This is a genomic window from uncultured Ralstonia sp. (assembly GCA_913056305.1).
In the GTDB taxonomy this organism is placed as follows: domain Bacteria; phylum Pseudomonadota; class Gammaproteobacteria; order Burkholderiales; family Burkholderiaceae; genus Ralstonia.
In genome coordinates this window covers 1-18,649 of sequence record CAJXMR010000080.1, presented here as the reverse complement: position 1 = coordinate 18,649, position 18,649 = coordinate 1, and the positions used below count along the sequence as shown (strand labels likewise).

Annotated in this window: 20 protein-coding genes; 19 read left to right on the top strand and 1 reads right to left on the bottom strand. The window is 63.3% G+C overall.

Features of this window, described 5'->3' with window-relative positions:
- The 4 genes from QZ609_RS14075 to QZ609_RS14060 all read left to right on the top strand — a co-directional run.
- On the top strand, positions 1-1,421 hold a 1,421-nt coding region (locus QZ609_RS14075), incomplete at its 5' end, for a terminase TerL endonuclease subunit (RefSeq protein WP_295495794.1).
- On the top strand, positions 1,418-1,570 hold the full coding sequence (locus QZ609_RS14070; RefSeq protein WP_295495791.1) for a hypothetical protein: 153 nt from the start codon (positions 1,418-1,420) through the stop codon (positions 1,568-1,570). The genes QZ609_RS14075 and QZ609_RS14070, both read left to right, overlap by 4 nt.
- Positions 1,570-2,808 carry a phage portal protein gene (locus QZ609_RS14065; protein WP_295495788.1) on the top strand — a complete coding sequence of 413 codons (1,239 nt, stop codon included), beginning with the start codon at positions 1,570-1,572 and terminating at the stop codon, positions 2,806-2,808. The genes QZ609_RS14070 and QZ609_RS14065 overlap by 1 nt, the downstream gene beginning before the upstream one ends.
- Entirely contained in the window at positions 2,805-3,800 is a 996-nt protein-coding gene (locus QZ609_RS14060) for a S49 family peptidase (RefSeq protein WP_295495785.1), read from the top strand. The genes QZ609_RS14065 and QZ609_RS14060 overlap by 4 nt, the downstream gene beginning before the upstream one ends.
- On the opposite strand, the gene QZ609_RS14055 is transcribed toward QZ609_RS14060, so the two are convergent.
- Positions 3,795-4,346 (bottom strand): hypothetical protein, encoded by a 552-nt coding sequence (locus tag QZ609_RS14055; RefSeq protein ID WP_295495782.1) that lies wholly within the window; start codon positions 4,344-4,346, stop codon positions 3,795-3,797. The two genes, QZ609_RS14060 and QZ609_RS14055, sit on opposite strands and share 6 nt — an antisense overlap.
- Positions 4,347-4,511: 165 nt before the next feature.
- Here QZ609_RS14055 and QZ609_RS14050 point away from each other — a divergent pair, with 165 nt between their 5' ends.
- The 15 genes from QZ609_RS14050 to QZ609_RS13980 form a co-directional block, all read left to right on the top strand.
- Complete coding sequence (locus tag QZ609_RS14050) at positions 4,512-5,810, top strand: phage major capsid protein (protein ID WP_295495779.1); 1,299 nt, start codon at positions 4,512-4,514, stop codon at positions 5,808-5,810.
- An 18-nt stretch (positions 5,811-5,828) separates the two neighbouring features.
- Complete coding sequence (locus QZ609_RS14045) at positions 5,829-6,299, top strand: hypothetical protein (RefSeq protein WP_295495776.1); 471 nt, start codon at positions 5,829-5,831, stop codon at positions 6,297-6,299.
- Between the two features lie 12 nt (positions 6,300-6,311).
- Complete coding sequence (locus tag QZ609_RS14040; protein WP_295495773.1) at positions 6,312-7,181, top strand: phage head-tail connector protein; 870 nt, start codon at positions 6,312-6,314, stop codon at positions 7,179-7,181.
- Positions 7,178-7,531 (top strand): phage head closure protein, encoded by a 354-nt coding sequence (locus tag QZ609_RS14035; protein WP_295495770.1) that lies wholly within the window; start codon positions 7,178-7,180, stop codon positions 7,529-7,531. The genes QZ609_RS14040 and QZ609_RS14035 overlap by 4 nt, the downstream gene beginning before the upstream one ends.
- Positions 7,524-8,162, top strand: a complete 639-nt coding sequence (locus tag QZ609_RS14030; RefSeq protein ID WP_295495767.1) for an HK97-gp10 family putative phage morphogenesis protein — start codon at positions 7,524-7,526, stop codon at positions 8,160-8,162. The genes QZ609_RS14035 and QZ609_RS14030 overlap by 8 nt, the downstream gene beginning before the upstream one ends.
- Entirely contained in the window at positions 8,125-8,478 is a 354-nt protein-coding gene (locus tag QZ609_RS14025; RefSeq protein WP_295495764.1) for a DUF3168 domain-containing protein, read from the top strand. Before QZ609_RS14030 ends, QZ609_RS14025 begins: the two co-directional genes overlap by 38 nt.
- Positions 8,479-8,538: 60 nt before the next feature.
- The gene (locus tag QZ609_RS14020) at positions 8,539-9,174 is read left to right on the top strand and encodes a phage tail tube protein (protein ID WP_295495762.1); all 636 of its coding nucleotides are present in this window, start codon (positions 8,539-8,541) and stop codon (positions 9,172-9,174) included.
- Between the two features lie 16 nt (positions 9,175-9,190).
- Positions 9,191-9,586 carry a hypothetical protein gene (locus QZ609_RS14015; protein WP_295495759.1) on the top strand — a complete coding sequence of 132 codons (396 nt, stop codon included), beginning with the start codon at positions 9,191-9,193 and terminating at the stop codon, positions 9,584-9,586.
- Between the two features lie 14 nt (positions 9,587-9,600).
- The gene (locus tag QZ609_RS14010) at positions 9,601-9,882 is read left to right on the top strand and encodes a hypothetical protein (RefSeq protein ID WP_295495756.1); all 282 of its coding nucleotides are present in this window, start codon (positions 9,601-9,603) and stop codon (positions 9,880-9,882) included.
- Between the two features lie 2 nt (positions 9,883-9,884).
- Positions 9,885-12,620 carry a phage tail length tape measure family protein gene (locus QZ609_RS14005; RefSeq protein ID WP_295495753.1) on the top strand — a complete coding sequence of 912 codons (2,736 nt, stop codon included), beginning with the start codon at positions 9,885-9,887 and terminating at the stop codon, positions 12,618-12,620.
- Positions 12,589-13,494: a DUF2460 domain-containing protein gene (locus QZ609_RS14000; RefSeq protein ID WP_295495752.1), complete on the top strand. Its 906-nt coding sequence runs from the start codon at positions 12,589-12,591 to the stop codon at positions 13,492-13,494. Before QZ609_RS14005 ends, QZ609_RS14000 begins: the two co-directional genes overlap by 32 nt.
- A 1-nt stretch (position 13,495) precedes the next feature.
- The gene (locus QZ609_RS13995; RefSeq protein WP_295495750.1) at positions 13,496-14,590 is read left to right on the top strand and encodes a DUF2163 domain-containing protein; all 1,095 of its coding nucleotides are present in this window, start codon (positions 13,496-13,498) and stop codon (positions 14,588-14,590) included.
- Positions 14,587-14,997: an NlpC/P60 family protein gene (locus tag QZ609_RS13990; protein WP_295495747.1), complete on the top strand. Its 411-nt coding sequence runs from the start codon at positions 14,587-14,589 to the stop codon at positions 14,995-14,997. The genes QZ609_RS13995 and QZ609_RS13990 overlap by 4 nt, the downstream gene beginning before the upstream one ends.
- Positions 14,997-18,170 carry a phage tail protein gene (locus QZ609_RS13985; RefSeq protein ID WP_295495746.1) on the top strand — a complete coding sequence of 1,058 codons (3,174 nt, stop codon included), beginning with the start codon at positions 14,997-14,999 and terminating at the stop codon, positions 18,168-18,170. The genes QZ609_RS13990 and QZ609_RS13985 overlap by 1 nt, the downstream gene beginning before the upstream one ends.
- Positions 18,171-18,173: 3 nt before the next feature.
- On the top strand, positions 18,174-18,649 hold a 476-nt coding region (locus QZ609_RS13980), incomplete at its 3' end, for a hypothetical protein (RefSeq protein WP_295495743.1).

The window sequence follows — 18,649 nt, the reverse complement described above, 5'->3', positions numbered from 1 at the left end:
TGAGTACGGTCTTCGGCTGGGTGAAGCCAGATGGCAAACGGCGTTTTCGGCGCTCCTATATTGAAGTGCCGCGCGGCAACGCCAAGTCGACACTGTCGTCGGCGATTGGTCTGTACATGCTCGCGGCCGACGGCGAAGGCGGCGCCGAGGTGTATTCGCTCGCCACGACCCGCGACCAGGCGCGCATCGTGTTCGGCGACGCGCAGATGATGGCTCGGCGCAGCGCGGGGTTCCGCTCGCGCTTCGGTGTCGCCGTCGGTGCGCACAACATGCACGCCCTCGCATCGGGCTCCAAGTTTGAGGCGCTTTCGGCCGAGGGCTCAACGCTCGACGGCCTGAACATCCACTTCGGTTGCGTCGACGAGTTGCACGCGCACAAAACGCGCACCGTCTACGACGTGGTCGAAACCGGCACCGGCAAACGCGACAACTCGCTGCTGTGGGTGATTACCACCGCCGGTAGCAACCGCGCGGGCATCTGCTATGAAGTGCGCACCTTCGTCACCAAGCTGCTCGATGGCGTATTCGCGGACAACAGCCAGTTCGGGATCATCTACGGCCTTGACGAAGGTGACGACTGGACCACTGAGGAGGCGCTGGTCAAGGCAAATCCGAATTGGGGCATTTCGGTGCAGCCCGAGGTGCTGGGACCGCTGCAGGCGAAAGCGATGCAGTTGCCCAGCGCGGTCAACAACTTCAAGACCAAGCATCTCAACGAATGGGTCAATGCGGACACCGCGTGGATGGATATGCGGGCCTGGGATCGGTGCGCCGATTCGGCGCTAGATCTCGACCGCTTCGTTGGCCAACCCTGCTGGATCGGCCTGGATCTCGCGAGCAAGACGGACATCGCGGCGCTGATGTTGCTGTTTCCCCATTCGGAACTCGACGGCACTTTTGCGGCGTTTGGCAAGTACTACCTGCCGGAAGATACCGTGATGGCGGCCGGCAACAGCCAGTACTCCGGCTGGATGCGTACCGGACGGCTCACGGTGACGCCGGGCAATGTGATCGATTTTGGTTGGATCGAGGCGGACCTGATTGAACTTGTCGGTCGCTTCCAAGTGCAGGGCGTCGCCTTCGACCCGTTCCAGGCAACCCAGCTGTCGACCCGGATGCTCGCGGAAGGCCTGCCGATGATCGAAGTGCGGCCCACCGTGCTGAACTTCTCGGAACCGATGAAGGCGCTCGAAGCGCTCGTGCTGCAGGGCAAGCTCGTCCACGACGGTGACCCGGTGCTCGGCTGGATGGCGAGCAACGTCGTCGCGCACCTCGACGCAAAAGACAACATCTACCCGCGCAAAGAGCGCCCGGAAAACAAGATCGACGGGATCGTGGCACTGATCATGGCGCTATCCCGCGCGCTGGTGGGCGATGGAACACCCAAGATGCCCGATGACTACACGCTGCTGATCGTATGAATCCCAAGGTCTATAACGCTTCGCTGCTGATCGGGGTGGGCATGGTCGGCACGGGCGCGGCGCTCATCAGTGTCCCCGCTGCGCTCGTTGCCGTGGGCGCATTGGTGATCGGCCTGACGCTCTTTGGCGCGTGGGTGGCGAGGCAATAGTGCTGCTATCGATCCGGGCTGACGCCGGCAGCGACTCGGGCGACCGTTCGCCATGGGGCGATTTCTGGTTCTCGCCCGTGCCGTTTCGGGGCACCCCGCACTCGGTCAATGCCGATGCGGCGATGCGCCTGACCGCCGTGTTTGCCTGCGTGCGGGTGCTGGCCGAATCCGTTTCCACACTGCCATTCGTGCTCTATCGCGAGCGCACCGATGGCCGAAAGACACCGCTGCGCAATCACTGGCTGTACCGGCTGCTGGCCCTGCACCCGAACGATTTCCAGAATCCCCTGGAATTCCGCGAGATGCTGCAGGGCCACTGCACGTTGCGCGGCAATGCGTTCGCGCAGATCGTCTCGAATGCCCGGGGCGAGGTGACCGACCTGCTGCCCCTGCATCCGGATCGGATGTCGATCGAGCTACTGTCCGATACCCAGTGGCGCTACCGCTATACGCGCCGCGACGGTAGCGAAACCGTGCTTGCACGCAGCGAGGTGTTCCACCTCCGTGGCCTGTCACCCGACGGCATCGTCGGCTACAACCCGATCACGGCCGCACGTGAAGCGGTGGCCGGTGGCCTGGCTGCACAGGACTACGGGATGCGCTTCTTCATGAACGACGCGGCGCCCGGCGGCTGGATCGAGATGCCGAACGCGTTCCCGTCCGACGAGAAGCGACGCGAATTCCGCGAGGCTTGGCAGCGCCAGCAGACCGGTCGCAACCGGCACAAGACGGCGATCCTCGAGTTCGGCATGAAGTATCACGAGCTGGGCCTCAAGAACGAGGACATCCAGTTCATCGAGACGCGCAAGTTCTCCGTGTCTGAGATCGCGCGCCTCTTTCGGATCCCGCCGCACATGATCGGCGATCTGGAGAAGGCGACCTTCTCGAATATCGAGCAGCAGTCGCTGGAATTCGTGATCCACACGCTGCGGCCGTGGCTCGTGCGCTGGGAGGAAGCAATCCGCTACCACTTCCTCGCCGAGGATGACGGTCTGAATGTCGAATTCCCGGTCACGGCACTGTTGCGCGGCGATGCGCAGGCGCGAGCGATGTACTACCACAACGGGATTCTCGATGGCTGGCTGACCCGCAATGAGGCGCGCCGGATGGAATCGCTGAATCCGATCGACGGACTCGATGAGCCGTTGCGCCCGCTGAATATGGTCGAGGAAAGCGACGCAACCGACCTCGAAATTGGCCGCAGCAAACTAGGTACGCCATCACAAGGTACGCCATGAAACACGCCCTGCTGATCTCGGAATTCCTCTCGACGCCGTGGGCGATCATGCCGGAGCGGCTTGCCGCCTTCGCAGGCGTCGTCGCGCGCTGGTCGTCGGGGTCGATCGCCGATGCCGACACGATGGCGCGCGTGCGTGCCAATGCCGAAATCGTGGCGGCACGACGCAGCGCTGCGGCCCGCACCAGTGGCGGGTCCATCGCCGTGCTGCCGATGTACGGCGTCGTCACGCAACGCGGCAACATGGCCGACGACATCTCCGGCCTCGGCTCGATGAGCACGCAAATGTTCGCGCAGACACTGCGCTCGGCGCTCGCCGATGACGCAGTGGATGCCATCCTCATCGACATCGACTCGCCGGGCGGCAGCGTCTACGGCGTGCAGGAGCTGGCCGACGAGATCTACCAGGCGCGCGGGCAGAAACCGGTTGTCGCGATTGCCAACAGCCTGGCTGCGAGCGCCGCATACTGGCTCGGCAGTGCTGCGAGCGAGCTCTATGTGAGCCCCGGTGGCGAGGTCGGCTCGATCGGCGTGTGGTCGGCCCACGAGGATTGGTCGAAGGCGCTGGCCGAGGCAGGCATCACGACCACGCTGATTTCAGCCGGCAAGTACAAGACCGAAGGTAATCCCTACGAGCCACTGTCCGCCGATGCGCGGGCCTTCATGCAGGGCCGGGTGGACGATTACTACGGCGCCTTCACGAAGGCAATCGCGCGGAACCGGGGCGTACCGCTTGCCACCGTGCGCGACGGCATGGGGCAGGGCCGTGTGCTGGGCGCCCAGGCCGCGAAAGATACCGGGATGGTCGATGACATCTGCACGTTTGACCAGGCTTTGGCCAAACTGTCGAAATCGGTGAAGAGCAAAACCAGATCGCAGGCAAGCTTTAGCGCCATGCGTGCGGTACAAACCGAGGAGTCAGGAACGAACGGCGTCGCGGCAAGCAACGCGCTCGCCCGGCGTCGCAGGGAGATTGATCTCGCGAGTCTATAAGCCTTGTTGGACAAGCTGTCGCACAATCGCAGCCTGGTCGTCCGCCTTTCTCATCAGGTCAAGAATTTGCTGCTGCAGTGCCTCCAGTTCCTTATTGGCGGATTCGGCTTTCGAGCCCGCTGAAGGCAGAGTGACGCGCTTGGCGCGAGCTAGATGATTTTCCAGTCGCTGGATAAGGACGTCTTTCTCTTCATCATGGCACTTCAGTGATCGCACAAATTCGCGGAAGTCCGCACCCCCTTTGCTTGAGTTACATGGGCTGCAGCATGGAACCAGGTTACCGAGTTGGTGCCCGTATCCATTGAGTTTCCCATCCTTAACGAGATTGACAAGGTGATCCCAGGTGGTGGCCTCCGCTCTGCAGTAGACGCACACCAGATGGTCAAGATCGGTCTGCGCCAATGCTGTTAACGCTTCGATGACTTCGGATTCGACATACGGATCCGACGGTGCAAGTGCCGAGGCGAACGCATGTGCGACGGTGGTTCGCCGCTCATGGAATATCGAATACGGCTTCAAATGCGAGCGGATGCTACGAGACTTCATGACATGTGCCCTCGCGTGGACGTTTTAGGGGCCGGACGGCGATCACGCCACCCACTTGATTTCGCAGCATAGCAGCGAGGCCTGCGATCTCAGCCAGACCATTCTTGCCCTTGCAGTCAACCTTGAACCCGCCACGAGCGGGTTTCTTCATTTCTGGAGCCCGACATGAGCAAAACCCTCCGCACCCTGCAGCAACGCAAGGCGGCGCTGGTCGCCGACGCACGCAAACTGGTCGAGTCCGCGCACGCGGAGAACCGCGACCTGGACGATGCCGAGACCGCGCAGTACGACACGCTGATGGCCTCGATCCAGGCAGCACAACGCCAGATCGAGCGCGAGGAAGCGCTGATTGAGGCCGAACGCAGCGCTGGCGTGCCGGTCCCGGAGAACGCACGCATCAGCGTGTCGGAGAACATCGAGCACGATCCGAAGCGCGGCTTCCGGTCGCTGGGCGAGTTCGCCCGCTCGGTCCACATGGCGACCGTCAACCCGATGCGTGCCGATGAGCGCCTGCGCTATGGTGGTATTGGTGCGGTCGCACCAGCCACCTACGGCGGCGAAGGCTCGGGCCCGGACGGCGGCTTCCTGATCCCGCCGGAATTCTCGCGCGACATCTTCACGCTCTCGCTCGGCGAGGACGCTCTGCTGCCGTACACCGACGACTACGACATCGAGGGCAACTCGATGGTGTTCCCCAAGGACGAGACCACGCCTTGGGGCACCGATGGGATTCGCGCCTACTGGCAAGCCGAAGCCAACACCGGCACAGCGACGAAGCCCAAGCTGTCGGCCACGACCCAATTCCTGCACAAGATGATGGCGCTGGTGCCGCTCACCGACGAACTGATCGCCGATGGCCCGGCGCTTGGCCAGTACCTGAACCGCAAGATCGGCGACTCGATCCGCTGGAAGACCAACGACTCGCTGCTGTTCGGCGCCGGCAACGGTATGCCCATCGGCGCGCTGCAGGGCAACGCCGCGATCGTGGTCGCCAAGGATTCGGGCCAGGCCACGCAGACGCTGACCATCTCGAACCTCTCCAAGATGATCGCCCGCCTGCCGCCAGGTTCGTTCGGCCGTGCGATCTGGCTCGTCAACAACGACGTGCTGCCGGCACTCTTTACGCTGACGCTCGGCAACTATCCGATCTATCTGCCGATCTCCGCCGGCGCACAGGAGTCGCCCTACGGGATGCTGCTGGGCCGTCCGGTGTTCGTCTCGCAGCACGCGAAGAGCTTCTCGTCGCAAGGCGACGTGATCCTGCTCGACCTGTCGTACTACCGCACCATCAAGAAGGCGTCCGGTATCGAGACCGCGACGTCGATGCACCTGTACTTCGACGCGGATGCGATGGCGTTCCGCACCGTGTTCCGCCTCGATGGCCAGCCGACCATCGTCAATCCGATCAAGCCGGCGAACGGGACGAACAACCTGTCGCCGTTCATCCAGCTCGCGGCCCGCTAATTTCCGGAGGATCTCAATATGCTGCCCAGTCTGAAACCCACCGACTTCGAAGCGCTGCTCACCTCGATCGACCCCGCCAACCAGGCCGCCGGCACCGTTACCACCGCGTGGGTGCCGGTGCAGAACTTCCATACCTTTCTGGCGCTGATCGGCACCGGGGCGATGGGCGCGAACGGCACGCTCGACGCCAAGATCCGTCAGGCACAGGATGCGGCTGGCACCGGCGCGAAGGATCTGCCGGGTAAGGCGATCGCCACGATCTCGGCTGCCAGTGGCGCGAACGTTCAGGCGCTGATCAATTTCCGCAACGGCGACGTCGATACCAACAACGGCTACGCGTTCGTCCAGCTATCGGTCACGCTTGGCACCGCCGCATCGTATGTTGCCGCGTACCTGTTTGGCGTCGGCGCGCGCTTCGATCCGCCGGTGGATGCATCGGCGCTTATTCCCGTCAACCTCGGCGACGCGACGGTTGTCCAGATCATCTGACAGTGGTCGCTGATGCCCGAGATCCTGCTGCAGCGGCCAGTGGGCGAGCCGATCGACCTGGCCGTCGCGAAGCTGCACCTGCGCGTGACCGACGATGCGCAGGATACGCTCATCGCGTCGATGCTCACGGCGGCCCGTGCGGCTGCCGAGACGCTTACGCGCCAGCAGTTTCTGCACGCGCGTTACCGGCTTGTGCTCGACCGGTTCCCAATGGCCGGTGTCGGCACGCCGCTGCCGTTTGCCCACGTCGTGAACTACCCAGGCTTCGCGATTGTGCTGCCGCATTGTCCCGTGGTCGAGGTCGTGTCGATCGACTATCTCGGCATAGATGGCACCTGGCAAACCATGAATCCTGCCGATTACGTCGTCAATGCCGCCCTGATGCCGGCCATCGTGACACCAGGCTTCGGCAAGATCTGGCCGATCCCGCTGCCGCAGATCGGAGCCGTCACCATCACCTATGACGCGGGCTACATGTCCGTGTGTGCGGTCAGCGGCGCCTTGCCTGGCACGCAGATTCAGGTACGCGGCCCCGTGGCCTGGAAGCCGGGCGACAGTGTCTGGTTCACCAACTCGGGCGGCAAGCTGCCGGCGCCGCTGTTGCCTAACGTGCCTTACACGGTCGCCACCGCTTCCGGCGGCGCGTACACGTTGCTCGATAGCGCGGGCCAAGCGGTCACGCTCGCCGATGCTGGTTCCGGCACGAGCTACATCTACGGCGGACCCGAGCCGGTGCCCGAAGGCATCTGCAACTGGATCTTGATTCGCACCGGCTCGCTGTACGAGAACCGCGAGGAAGTGGCCATCTTGAATCGCGGCAAGGTCGAAGAACTGCCCTTCATCAATGGCTTGCTGGACCCGTACAGGATGTCGCTGCCATGACGGCGCGCATTCGCAGCGGGCTCCTCACTCGCCTCATCACGATTGAGCAACGTGTCACGACGCAGGACAGCTTCGGCCAGCAGCAGGAGACGTGGAATACCGTCAAGCCAGTCTATGCGCTCATTGAAGCGCTGAACGGCAGCGAGCGTGCGGCGGCGCAGTCGGTCATGACCGACGTGTCGCATCGCATCACCGTGCGCTATGACGCGATCTTTGCCGACCCGCGCGTCGTGGCCGCGTACCGTGCGACCTATAACGGGCGCATTTTTATCATCCAGGCCGCGTTGAACATTGACGAGGGCAATCAGATCGTCGAATTGATGGCGGCGGAGGGCATGACCAATGGTTGACGAGGTGCTGAACGTCAAGGGCCTCGCTGACCTGAATGCGGCGCTGAACGACTTGGCCGTAGCGCTCGCGCGCAACGTGCTGCGCGGCGCGGTGCGTGCCGGCGCCGAAGTCATCCGCAAAGAGGCGGTCACGCGCGCACCGGTCTATGCGCCGCCGGGCGCTCCCGATCAGCGAGTGGACCCCGGCCTCATCAAGCGTTCGATTTTCTCGGCACACGTACCGAATCAATCGGACGACACCAAACAGGTATTCATTGTCGGCGTGCGCAGTGGCAGACGCGAGCGGCATGCAAAGGTGCGCGCGCACGGCGGCGGCTCGCAAGTCATGAACCACGACGCGTATTACGCCGCCTGGGTGGAGTTTGGGCACTGGTACGTGCCGGCAGCGCCTGACAACCTCATCTTGCGGGCGCGCCGCAATCGCGCGCGCAGGCCGGGCGGAGTATTTGTGCCGGCGAAGCCCTTCATGCGCCCGGCATTTGAAGCGAAGAAGCGCGAAGCGGTCGACGCGATGGAGCGCTACCTCAAGAAGCGCTTGGCGAAAGAGCGCAGGAACTTGCAACAGGCCGTCGCGGGCTTGAAGGCGAGCACCAATGCCGACGATTCAGGAACAACTGGTCTCGCAGCTTGAGCCGGTCGTGCCGGGCGGCATCTATCCGCTGATCGCCGAACAGAACGTCACGCCGCCCTATGCCGTGTATCAGCGCATTGCCAGCGCCATCGAAAACACCCTAGCAGGCAACGGCCAGCCGCCCATCTTCAACACGCGATTTCAGATCGATGTGTGGGACATCACCTATGCGTCGGGCATCACCACGTGCACCGCCATCAAGGCCGCGATGGCCGCGTGGACTGTGCAAAACGTCCTGATTCTTGAACACGACGAGTACGTGACCGACGTGCGGCGCTTTCGCTTCATCCTCGACTTCTCAGTTTGGCACTACTGACCGCCCGACCCTTGACCACGACAGCCCGCGAAAGCGGGCTTTTTTCATGGAGCGTCTGACATGACCTCGACCGCAATTTCGGCCCAAGGCTCGACTCTGCAAGTTTCGAGCGGCAACGGCACTGCCAAGAGCATCAGCGGCATCGCACTCGGGAACCCGACCATCATCACGGCGACCGCGCACGGCTTCAATAACGGCGACGTGGTGACGCTCGCCGGCATCGTCGGCACGACCGTCCTGAACGGCCTCACGTTTGTGGTGAAGAACAAGACCACGAGCACTTTTGCGGTCGACTACGACACCACGGGCAGCACTGCCTATACCTCAGGCGGCACGGCAATGCCGGTTGCCTGGGTGAACATCGGCAACTTCAAGACCATCAAGGGCTTCGACGGCAAGATTGCCAAGCTCGACGCCACCAACCTCGCCAGCGTGGCGAAGGAATACCGCGCGGGCCTGTTCGATCCGGGTCAATTCACGTTCGATGTGGACGTGGACAACAGCGACGCCGGCCAACTCGCGCTGCAAAACTACAAGGTCAATGCGACCTTGGCGCAATTCAAGCTCACGCTGCCCAACACCCACACCGCCACGTGGACCGGCTTTGTCGAAACCTTCCCGTGGGATGGCGCCGTCGACAAGCTCGTCAGCGCCCAGGTGAACATCATCATCACCGGTCCCGTCACCTACGCCTAACCGATAGGGGTTTCACATGGCTCTCAGCAAAGACCAAATCCTCGGCGCCAGCGACCTGCCGAACCAAACCGTGCCGGTCCCCGAATGGGGTGGCGACGTCATCATCCGCACCATGACCGGCGCGGCCCGCGATGCCTACGAGGCGAGCATGGTGGTGTTCAAGGATGGGCAGCGCGTGGCCGATCTCACCAACATGCGTGCCAAGCTCGTTGCTGCAACGCTGGTCGATGACACCGGCCGCCTGCTGTTCACCGCCGCCGAGGAAGTCGAAGCGCTGGCGGCAAAGAGCGCATCGGTGCTCGAACGCCTGTTCCGCGTCGCGCAAGACCTGAACGGCATGGGCGCGGCGAGCGTGGAGCAAGCGCAAAAAAACTCGAATGCCGCCCCGAGCGGCGCTTCACCTTCCGCCTAGCGCTGGCGCTCGGCATGACGGTCAGGCAATTGCTGGCCGCCATCGACAGCGCGGAATTGACCGAATGGATGGCCTATGACCGCCTGGACCCATTCGGAGAGGCACGTGCCGATCTGCGGGCGGGCATCATCGCCTCCGCCGCCGCAAATCACGGTTTTGTGCGGTTGGAGAAGCCCTACCAGCCTTCGCACTTCATGCCCTTCATACAGCGCGGCGAAGAAACGCCCGTCTTGCTTGACGATCCGGACCAACAAGCCAGGCTGATCCTGGCGGCGGCTTTCGGGCGACGCGACTAGCCATGGCACTTTCCAGCCTCGTCATCGAACTCGAAGCGAACGTCGCGCGCCTGCAGAGCGACATGGCCGAGGTGCAGCGCATCGTCGGCACGAACATGCAGCGCGTGGGACAAGCTGCAAACGACGCATCGAAGCAGATCGAAAACGTCGCGCGCGCGGGGCATTCTGTCGGTCGCGTCAAGGGCGTCGATGAGATGGCTGAACAGATGAACCATCTGAATTTCAGCACGGTCGGCGCGCGGCGTGAATTGCTGGTGCTCGCGCACGAAGCGGCCAATGGCAACTGGAAGCGCTTTGCCGGCTCGCTCATGGTGCTGGGCGAGCGCGTCGATGCGATGAGTGTCATTTTCAGCAAGACGGGTCTTATGATCGGCGGCTTCGCGCTCGCCATCGGCGCCGTCACCCTCGCAGCCATTGCCGGCTACAGGGAAATGCATCAGTTCAATACCTCGCTGATCCTGACCGGCAACTATGCCGGCATGACGGCGGGCGCCTATAACGAGATGGCGAAAGCCGTGGCAGAGGCGACGGGCCACAGCATCGGGTCTTCGCGCGAAGCGGTCGCGGCGCTGACGGCAACGGGCGCTTTTACGCGCTCGCAACTGCAGCTTGCGTCGGCGGACTTCGTCACCTACGCGGCGCTCACCGGCGCCAAGACTGAGGAGGTCGCCAAGGATTACGGCAAGATGTCCGAAGGCGTCGCCAAATGGGCGGAAGAACATAACCGCTCGATGCACTACCTGTCGGCGTCCACCTACGAATACATCAAGAGCCTGGAAGAGCAGGGCAAGATCGAACAGGCCGTCACGGTCAACCTCGAAGCGCTGCATGAGCGCGCGGCCGATGCGGCGGTCAAGAATCTCGGCACCGCCGAGCGCATGTGGCGCGGCCTTGGCAATGCCGTCAGTTCGACCGTGGACGCGCTGAAGTCCATCGGCCGGCCTCTGACCACGGACGACAAGATCGAGCGCCTGGAGCAACTGCTGCGCAATCGCCAGCGCGAAGACCGTCAGGGCGTCCAACTCTACACCGGGCAGCGCGGCCCCATACCTGACATTCAATCGGCGCTTGCCAACCTGTATGAATTGAAGCGGCTTGAAGAGGCGCAGGCCGACCGCGCCGGCACGATTGCGCGCCAGCAGCAGGCCGCGATGAAGGCCGGCGACGAGCTGGACGGCGAACTCAAGCGGCTCGATAAGGCGTATGCCAAGGCCCGCGAAATCGAAGCGACCAAGAAGCGGTTTTCGGAACTCGCGGCGGGCAATCCGACCTCCAAGTTTCTCAAGGATGTCAGCGTCACCGGCAACGAAGATGCGGGCTTTGCGTTCTCGGGCGGCCTGTACGACCGCGCGATGGCCGACATCGAAAAGCGCTATCGGGACCGTGGGCAGGCCGGCATCGACCGCGCCAATCTCGATGCACGTCTGCGCCCGATAGAGGATTCGATTCGGGAGGAAAACAAGTTGCTTGCGCAGCGCGACGCCATGCTCAAAAAGTATTACGAGGCGGGCATGCTGTCGATCAGCGACTACTACAAGGGCGTCAGCAACGCGACTGACGAGCACCTTGAAAGAATCCGCTCGGGCTACGCCGCAGAAGCGGCAATTGTGCGCGATTACTCCAAGACCGCGAGCGACGAGCGGCAGCGCATCGAAGCGTCGACCAAGGCGAAGGAACTCGAAACCCGCGCGAATGAAGCCATCACCGCAGACCTGACGCGACTCAATGAACTCGTGCCGCAACAGGCAAGGGATGTCGAAGCGTATCGGCAGGAGGTCGTTCGGCTCAACGCCGAATTGGCGAAGCTCAAGGGCAACCTTGGGGGAAACGCCGCGACTGCCTTTGACCGCGCGCACGAAAAGCTCACGCGGCAGGCGAGCGTCAGCGGAGACGCCGGCACGCTCGCCACGCTGGAAGAGGCCCGCCGGCTCACGGTCGCGCAAGGTGACTTGAACGAACTCAAGCAACAGGCCCAAAAGATTACCGAAAACCTCAAGACGACCGAGGACGGTTATCGGCTCGCCGTCGACACGGGCCAACTCAACGAGTTGGATGGCATGTTGCGCATCAGCCAAGCGCGCCAGCAAGCCGCGACCGACCTGGGCAAGTTGGCTGACCAAGTGACCGAAATCGCCATGCAGTCGGGCGACTCGAACATGCTCAAGTTCGCGCAGCAGTTCGATGACCAAGTCAAGCGCATGCAAATCAGCGCCGACACGCTTGGGGCTAAGTTCGATGACGTGTTTTCCAAGGGACTCGCCACCGCCCTCGTTCAGATTGTCGACCGCACGAAGACGTGGCAACAGGCCGTGATGGGCTTCGCCAATACGATTGAGAAGACCATCACCGACTTTGCGGCCAACGCGCTCATGAAACAGCTTTTTTCCGGCATGGGCGGGGCGGCCGGCTCGGGCGGCGCGGCGGGCGGTTTCTTCGCATGGATTGCCGGCCTGTTCGGCGGCGCCCTGGTCGATGGCGGCGACGTGCAACCGGGGCGCTTCTATGAAGTGGCCGAGCGCGGCCCCGAATTGCTGCACTACGCGAACCGCACCTATTTGCTGGCCGGCAATCAGGCCGGCGCCGTGACCCCGATGAGCGCGATCAGTGGGGGCGGCGGTCGGCAGTCGATTTACCACATGAACATCAACGTACCTGCAGGCACCAGCCGGCAGACGGCGCAGCAGCAGGCGGCGGAAATCATGCGCCATGCGCAGATTGCTCAAGTCAGGAATCAGTAACGTGACCTTTCTCGAAAGCCCGCGCTTTCCCGACAATATCGCGTTCGGCGCGACGGTCGGGCCGACGTACATGACGGTCGTGACGCCGATCTATTCCGGGCGCGAGTCGCGCACCATCGCGTGGACGCAGGCGCGTTGTCACTTCGACGTGGGCCGCCGCATGATGAACGCGGCGGACACGGCGGCCATCGACGCCTTCTTCCGCTCGGTCAAGGGCCGCGCCTATGGCTTTCGCATCAAGGATTGGACCGACTACGTGGCGACGACTGTCAACGGCACGCTCGTTGCCACGACTGCGCCGGGCGTGATCCAACTCGCCAAGACCTACCTGACCGGCGCGCTTTCGGAAACCCGCAACATCACCAAGCCTGTCGTTGGCACGGCGGCGATTTATCGCAATGGCTCGCCCGTGACGGCGGGCGCGTCCCCTGGCAATGTCGCGCTCGACACCACGACTGGGCTGGTGACGTTCGTGCCTGACGCAACGCAGGGCATTACAAGCAATACGCCGGGAGCCACGACCGTGCTGAATTTCGGCGCAGCGCTGACCGGCGCGACGGTCGGCCAGTACGCTGCCATCAGCGGCGTGAATGGCACGCTTGGCACGACGCTAAACGGCAAGCTCTGGCAAATCACGGCGGTCGGCACGAATCAAATCACCGTCGCGGCCAACACGACCGGCAACACCGGCAGCGGGGGCGCCGCGTCGCTCTATCCGCAAAGCACGGACGTGCTGACCTGGGCCGGGCAGTTTGATGTGCCCGTGCGCTTCGACGTGGACGACATGAAAAAGCAAATCGTGGACCGCAACGGCCCGAACGGCGATTTGCTGGTCGATTGGGGAAGCATCCCCATCATCGAAATCCGGGTGTGACGTGCGCTCGATCTCCGCCGCCTTGCTCGCCCACTTGGCAGGCGACATCCACACCACGTGCACGCTGTGGCTCATCACGCGCCGCGACGCTCAGGTGTTCGGCTTCACCGACCTTGACCGCGACGTGACGTTCAACGGCTTCACCTACAAATCGGCGGGCGCCTACACCCATTCGCAAGTCGACAACAAGAGCGACCTGTCCACGACCAATATGGAAGTGACGGCGCTTTTCGATTCGAGCGCGATTGCGCAAGTCGACATCGAAGCGGGCTTGTGGGATTACGCGAGCGTCACGATTTCGCTTGTCAATTACGCCGACCTCACGCAAGGCGCGGCCATTCTGCAATCGGGCATCCTCGGCCAAGTGACGATGGCGAACGGCCAATACAAGGCCGAGTTTCGTGGGCTGGCGCAATTGATGCAGCAGACCAGCGGCGAGTTCTACACGCCGACGTGCCGTGCAAGCCTGGGAGATTCGCGCTGCACGGTGGCGCTCGGCCCGCTTACGGCGACGGGCACGGTCGGCGGCGTGACCGACATTTTTACGTGGCTCGACGCGAGCCTCACGCAGACCGGCCCGACCGTCGCTTATACCGACGCGCGCGGCCACAAGATACCGACCCAATCGCCCTACACCATCAAGGTCGTTCCCCCCACGGGCGGCGCGTTCGTGGCTGATGGGGGCGTCAAAGACGCATCGGGCAACGTGTGGGGCAGCGTAGGCGGCTCGCCCGGCTCGCAGCAGTACCACGTTGCGGCGGACGGCACCTACACGTTTGACGGGAACGATAACCCCGGCTGGGAGGTGTTCATTTCCTACACCTACAGCATCGGGTTTTTCGCGTATGGCACCGTGACATTCCTGACCGGCGCCAACGCGGGCTACAGCACTGAGGTGAAGAGTTTCGCGCCGGGCGTCGTTACCGTCGCGCTGCCGTTCCCGTTCCCCGTCGCGCCGGGCGACACGTACACCATCGTCGCCGGATGTGACCGCATGTTCGGCACGTGCAAGAACCGCTTTAACAACATCGTGCATTTCCGGGGCGAGCCATACCTGCCCGGCGTCGACACCATCCTACGGCCCCAATCGTCATGATTACGCGCGCGGATTTCGTGGCCGAGGCCCGTACATGGACCGGCACGCCTTGGCGGCACCAAGGCCGTTTTAAGGGCCTTGCCGTCGATTGCGTGGGGCTGGTGTTGGAGACGGCCCGCGCGCTTGGGGCTTGCGACTTCGATTTCACGAACTACGAACGCCGCCCCAACGGCGACTTGCGCACCTACTGCGATGCGTTGATGGAGCGCATTCCGCTCGCGCAAGTCGATGCGGGCGATGTGATTCTGTTCGCCTGGAATAACAGCCCCGTGCACCTCGCTATCGTCACCGGCCCCGATACCATCATCCACGCCTTTGCGATCAACCGGCGCGTGGTGGAACACCGCATCGATGACCGTTGGCGCTCGCTCATTGCGGGCGCCTATCGCGTGCCGGGGGTCGAATAATGGCGCAGCTCGTTTTCGGCGCGATTGGCGCGGTCGTCGGCTTCTATTTCGGCGGCCCGACCGGGGCAGAAATCGGCTGGATGGCCGGCGCCGCTATCGGCGGCCTCGCCTTCCCGCAGAAGCCTCCCGGCCCGCACATCAACGACTTGCGCATTCAAGACAGCGCCTATGGCAAGAGCATTCCGCGCGTCTATGGCATGTACCGCATCGCGGGCAACGTCATTTGGGCCGGGCAGCCGCACGAAGACACCTCCAGCGGCAAGGGCATGGGCAAGGGCGGCAACGGTCAGACCGTCGTGCGCATGTCGTTCGCCATCGGGCTTTGCGAGGGGCCGATTGCGGGCGTGCGCCGCATTTGGGCCAACGGGAAGTTGGTCTATGACGTGTCGAACCCGTCCAACTTTGCGGCCATCAGCGGCAGCAGTCAGATGCTGCAAAACTTTGTCGTGCACAACGGCGACGAGGTGCAATGGCCTGACCCGACGATCGAGTCGCAATTGGGCGCCGGCAACGTGCCCGCGCATCGCGGCTTGGCCTATGTCGTGTTCAACGAGTTGGACTTGTCGCCGTGGGGCAACTATCTGCCCTCGTTCTCGTTCGAGATCGTGGCGGGCCTGAACGAAATCTATGTGCAGGGCACGGTGGGCACCTACACACAGACGCCGAGCCAAGACACCGGCACGCTTTCCGGCCTGTCGGCGCAGGGCGCGATCTACATGGGTTCGGGCTACGGCGGTTCGGGCAACTACTCAGGCATTTGGGTCGGGCAGATCACGGCCAGCGGCGCCCAGCTTTGGAACCCCTACGGCACGACCGCGAATTTCTTGCCGGCTGACCCGATTGGATGGGTCGCCACGCCGACCGCTTGCTGGTCAGACTACCCCGGCCTGTTTGCGCCGGGTTCAAGCGGATGGAATTGGTACGATCCGAGCGGCGCGATTTTCCACGGGCCGCCCACGGGCATCCCGAGCGGCGCGGCGGGGTCGGGGCGCAGTTTCGTCAAGATCGGTAACAACATCTGGTGTTCGTGCAACTACGGCGGCAACAGCTACCCGATTGTCGGCTTGACGCTGGGCATCGCCAACAACGCAAGCGGCGCAGGGTCGATCTTTGCGACCTCGACGGTGCAAAAGCCGTTCACGGTGCTGGGCGTGACGAGCACGTATGTCTACGCCTCGGACGGCGCCGGCAACCTCTATCAGTTCGATGGGGTTTCGCTTGTTCAAACGAACATGTGGAGCGGCCTGGACAGCGGCTCACTGCAATATGTGCAATGCGGTCACGCCGTCGACGACCGGCACGTCTACATGTACGGCGGCGGCAAGCTCTATGTGTTCGATGCCACCACGGGCGCGCTGACCGTGCTCGGCTCGGGGTTCTCGGCATCCCCGCAGACCATGCAGGTGCTGGGTCCCGGCCTCGTCATGCTCGGCGCGGCGGGCGGTGCTGGCGGCACGCTGTACTACATCGCCCTGACGTTCCAAAGCGCCGGCACCTTCGGCATTCCGCTCTCAAACATCGTGGCTGACATTTGCGGTCGGGCGAGCCTTGCGACCACGCAATACGACGTGTCGCAACTGACCGACAACGTGGCCGGCTACGCGATCACCTCCAACACCACGGCGCGCGACAACCTCAGTCCGCTCATGAGCGCGTACTTTTTTGACGCGACCAATGCTGACGGCAAGTTGACGTTTGTGAAGCGCGGCGGTGCGTCGGTTGGCACGTTCGCCTATGGCGACCTGGGCGCATCGACCGCCGTGGGCGACACGGCCAACGAAACCCCGCTGCAAATCGTGCGCGCGCAAGAGTTGGACTTGCCGCAAAAAATGACGCTCACGTATGTGGGCCTGAACAACGACTATCAGCAAAATGCGCAAGTCGCGTTTCGCTCGTCCACGAAATCGAACAAAGAGGCATCGCTTTCGGTCGCGGTCTGTTTGAGCGATGACGAGGGCTTGCAGAAAGCACAGTCGATGCTTTGGAATGCGTGGCTCTCGCGCGAGCAATTCACGTTCACGACGACACTCGCGTATCTGAACTATGTGCCCAATGACGTGGTGACGCTGCAAGGCGCGGGCGGCGCAAGCTACACGGTACGCTTGGTCGACTGCCAGTTCGACGCGCAAGGCGCGCTCAAGTGGACCGCGCTGTCGGAAGCGCCGGCCATCTACACGTCGACGGCGGCGGGCGGGCCACCGGCAGGGTTCCCCGCCCAGCAACTCCCCTACAACGGGCCGACCCAGCTTGCCGTGCTCGACGTGCTGCCGCTGCGCACGCAAGACACCTCGCCCGGCCTCTACCTCGCCGCGAGCGGCTATGCGGCGTCGTGGCCCGGCTGCACCGTCGAAATGTCGCGCGACGGCACCAGCTTTACCGACCTGATTTCGATTGCCGATGCGTCGGTCATGGGCGCCACGCAAAGCGCGCTGGGCAACTTCGGCGGCGGCAATCAGCCCGACGAGTTGAACACCGTCACCGTGCACGTCGAAGAGGGCACCTTGGCGTCTGTCACCTATGCGAACTTCCTTGCCGGCAATAACGCGGCCTGGATCGGCGGCGAAATCGTCTTTTTCCGCAATGCCACGCTGATCGCGGCCAACACCTATCGGCTGTCGGGGTTCCTGCGCGGCGTTGGCGGTACGGAATGGGTCACGAGCACGCACGCCGTGGGCGAGGCGTTCGTGTTGCTCGGCAACGCGCTCGCGCCGGTCGGCGTCAACGTGCACGACATCGGCACGCAGCTTTCTTTCGAGACGCGGCTTATGAACGTCTTCGCAGGAACGCCCGGCCCGGTCTTGAAGTTGACCCCGACCAACGCCCGGCAACAACCGCTTGCGCCGGCCAAATTCCGCGCGCAGCCGGGGTCGGCGGCGAGCCTTGCCGACATTTCCCTGTTCTGGACCCGGCGCGCACGCATCAATGCGCAATGGTTGAACGGCGCCGACGTGCCGCTCGATGAACAAGTCGAATCGTATCAACTGACCATCAGCAACAGCGGCGGCACGCCGGTTCGCACCGTCACCGTGACGGCTGCGCAGACCTATATCTACAGCGCTGCGAACATCACTGCCGATGGTTTCAGCAGCGGCAACACGATCAATTTCAGCGTGGCGCAAAACAGCGACCTGGGCATCTTGGGCCGCGCCACCGCCGCGTCGATGACGAGGTAAGCCATGTCCAACAGCACGACCTTGCTCGACACCATCGCGGCGAACCAAGCCGCGAAAGAGGTGGTGGTCAATGCCTTGCTCGACGCCGCCAGCCCGTCAACGCTTTGGGGCCGGCACGCGAGCGCGTGCAATGGCCTGACCTGGGGCTACTACGGCGGCAACTATCAAGTCGGGGCGACCGCCAACGCCATCGCCAATGGCACGTTGACGCTTGCGGCCAGCACGACGAACTACGTCTATGCGAGTGCCGCGACCGGCGCCGTGTCGGTCAATACAACCGGTTTCCCGGCTGGCACGATTGCGCTCTATTCGATTGTGACCGGTACGACGACCGTGACGAGCTACACCGATCAGCGCAGCTATCAGCCAAGCGGTGCGGCGCCGGCCTCGGGCCTCTATGACGTGGGCGGCTACATCGAAGGGCTGGCCTCAAACAATGAGGTGGTTTGGAAGTTCTACAGCCCGCGCGCCTGGACGCT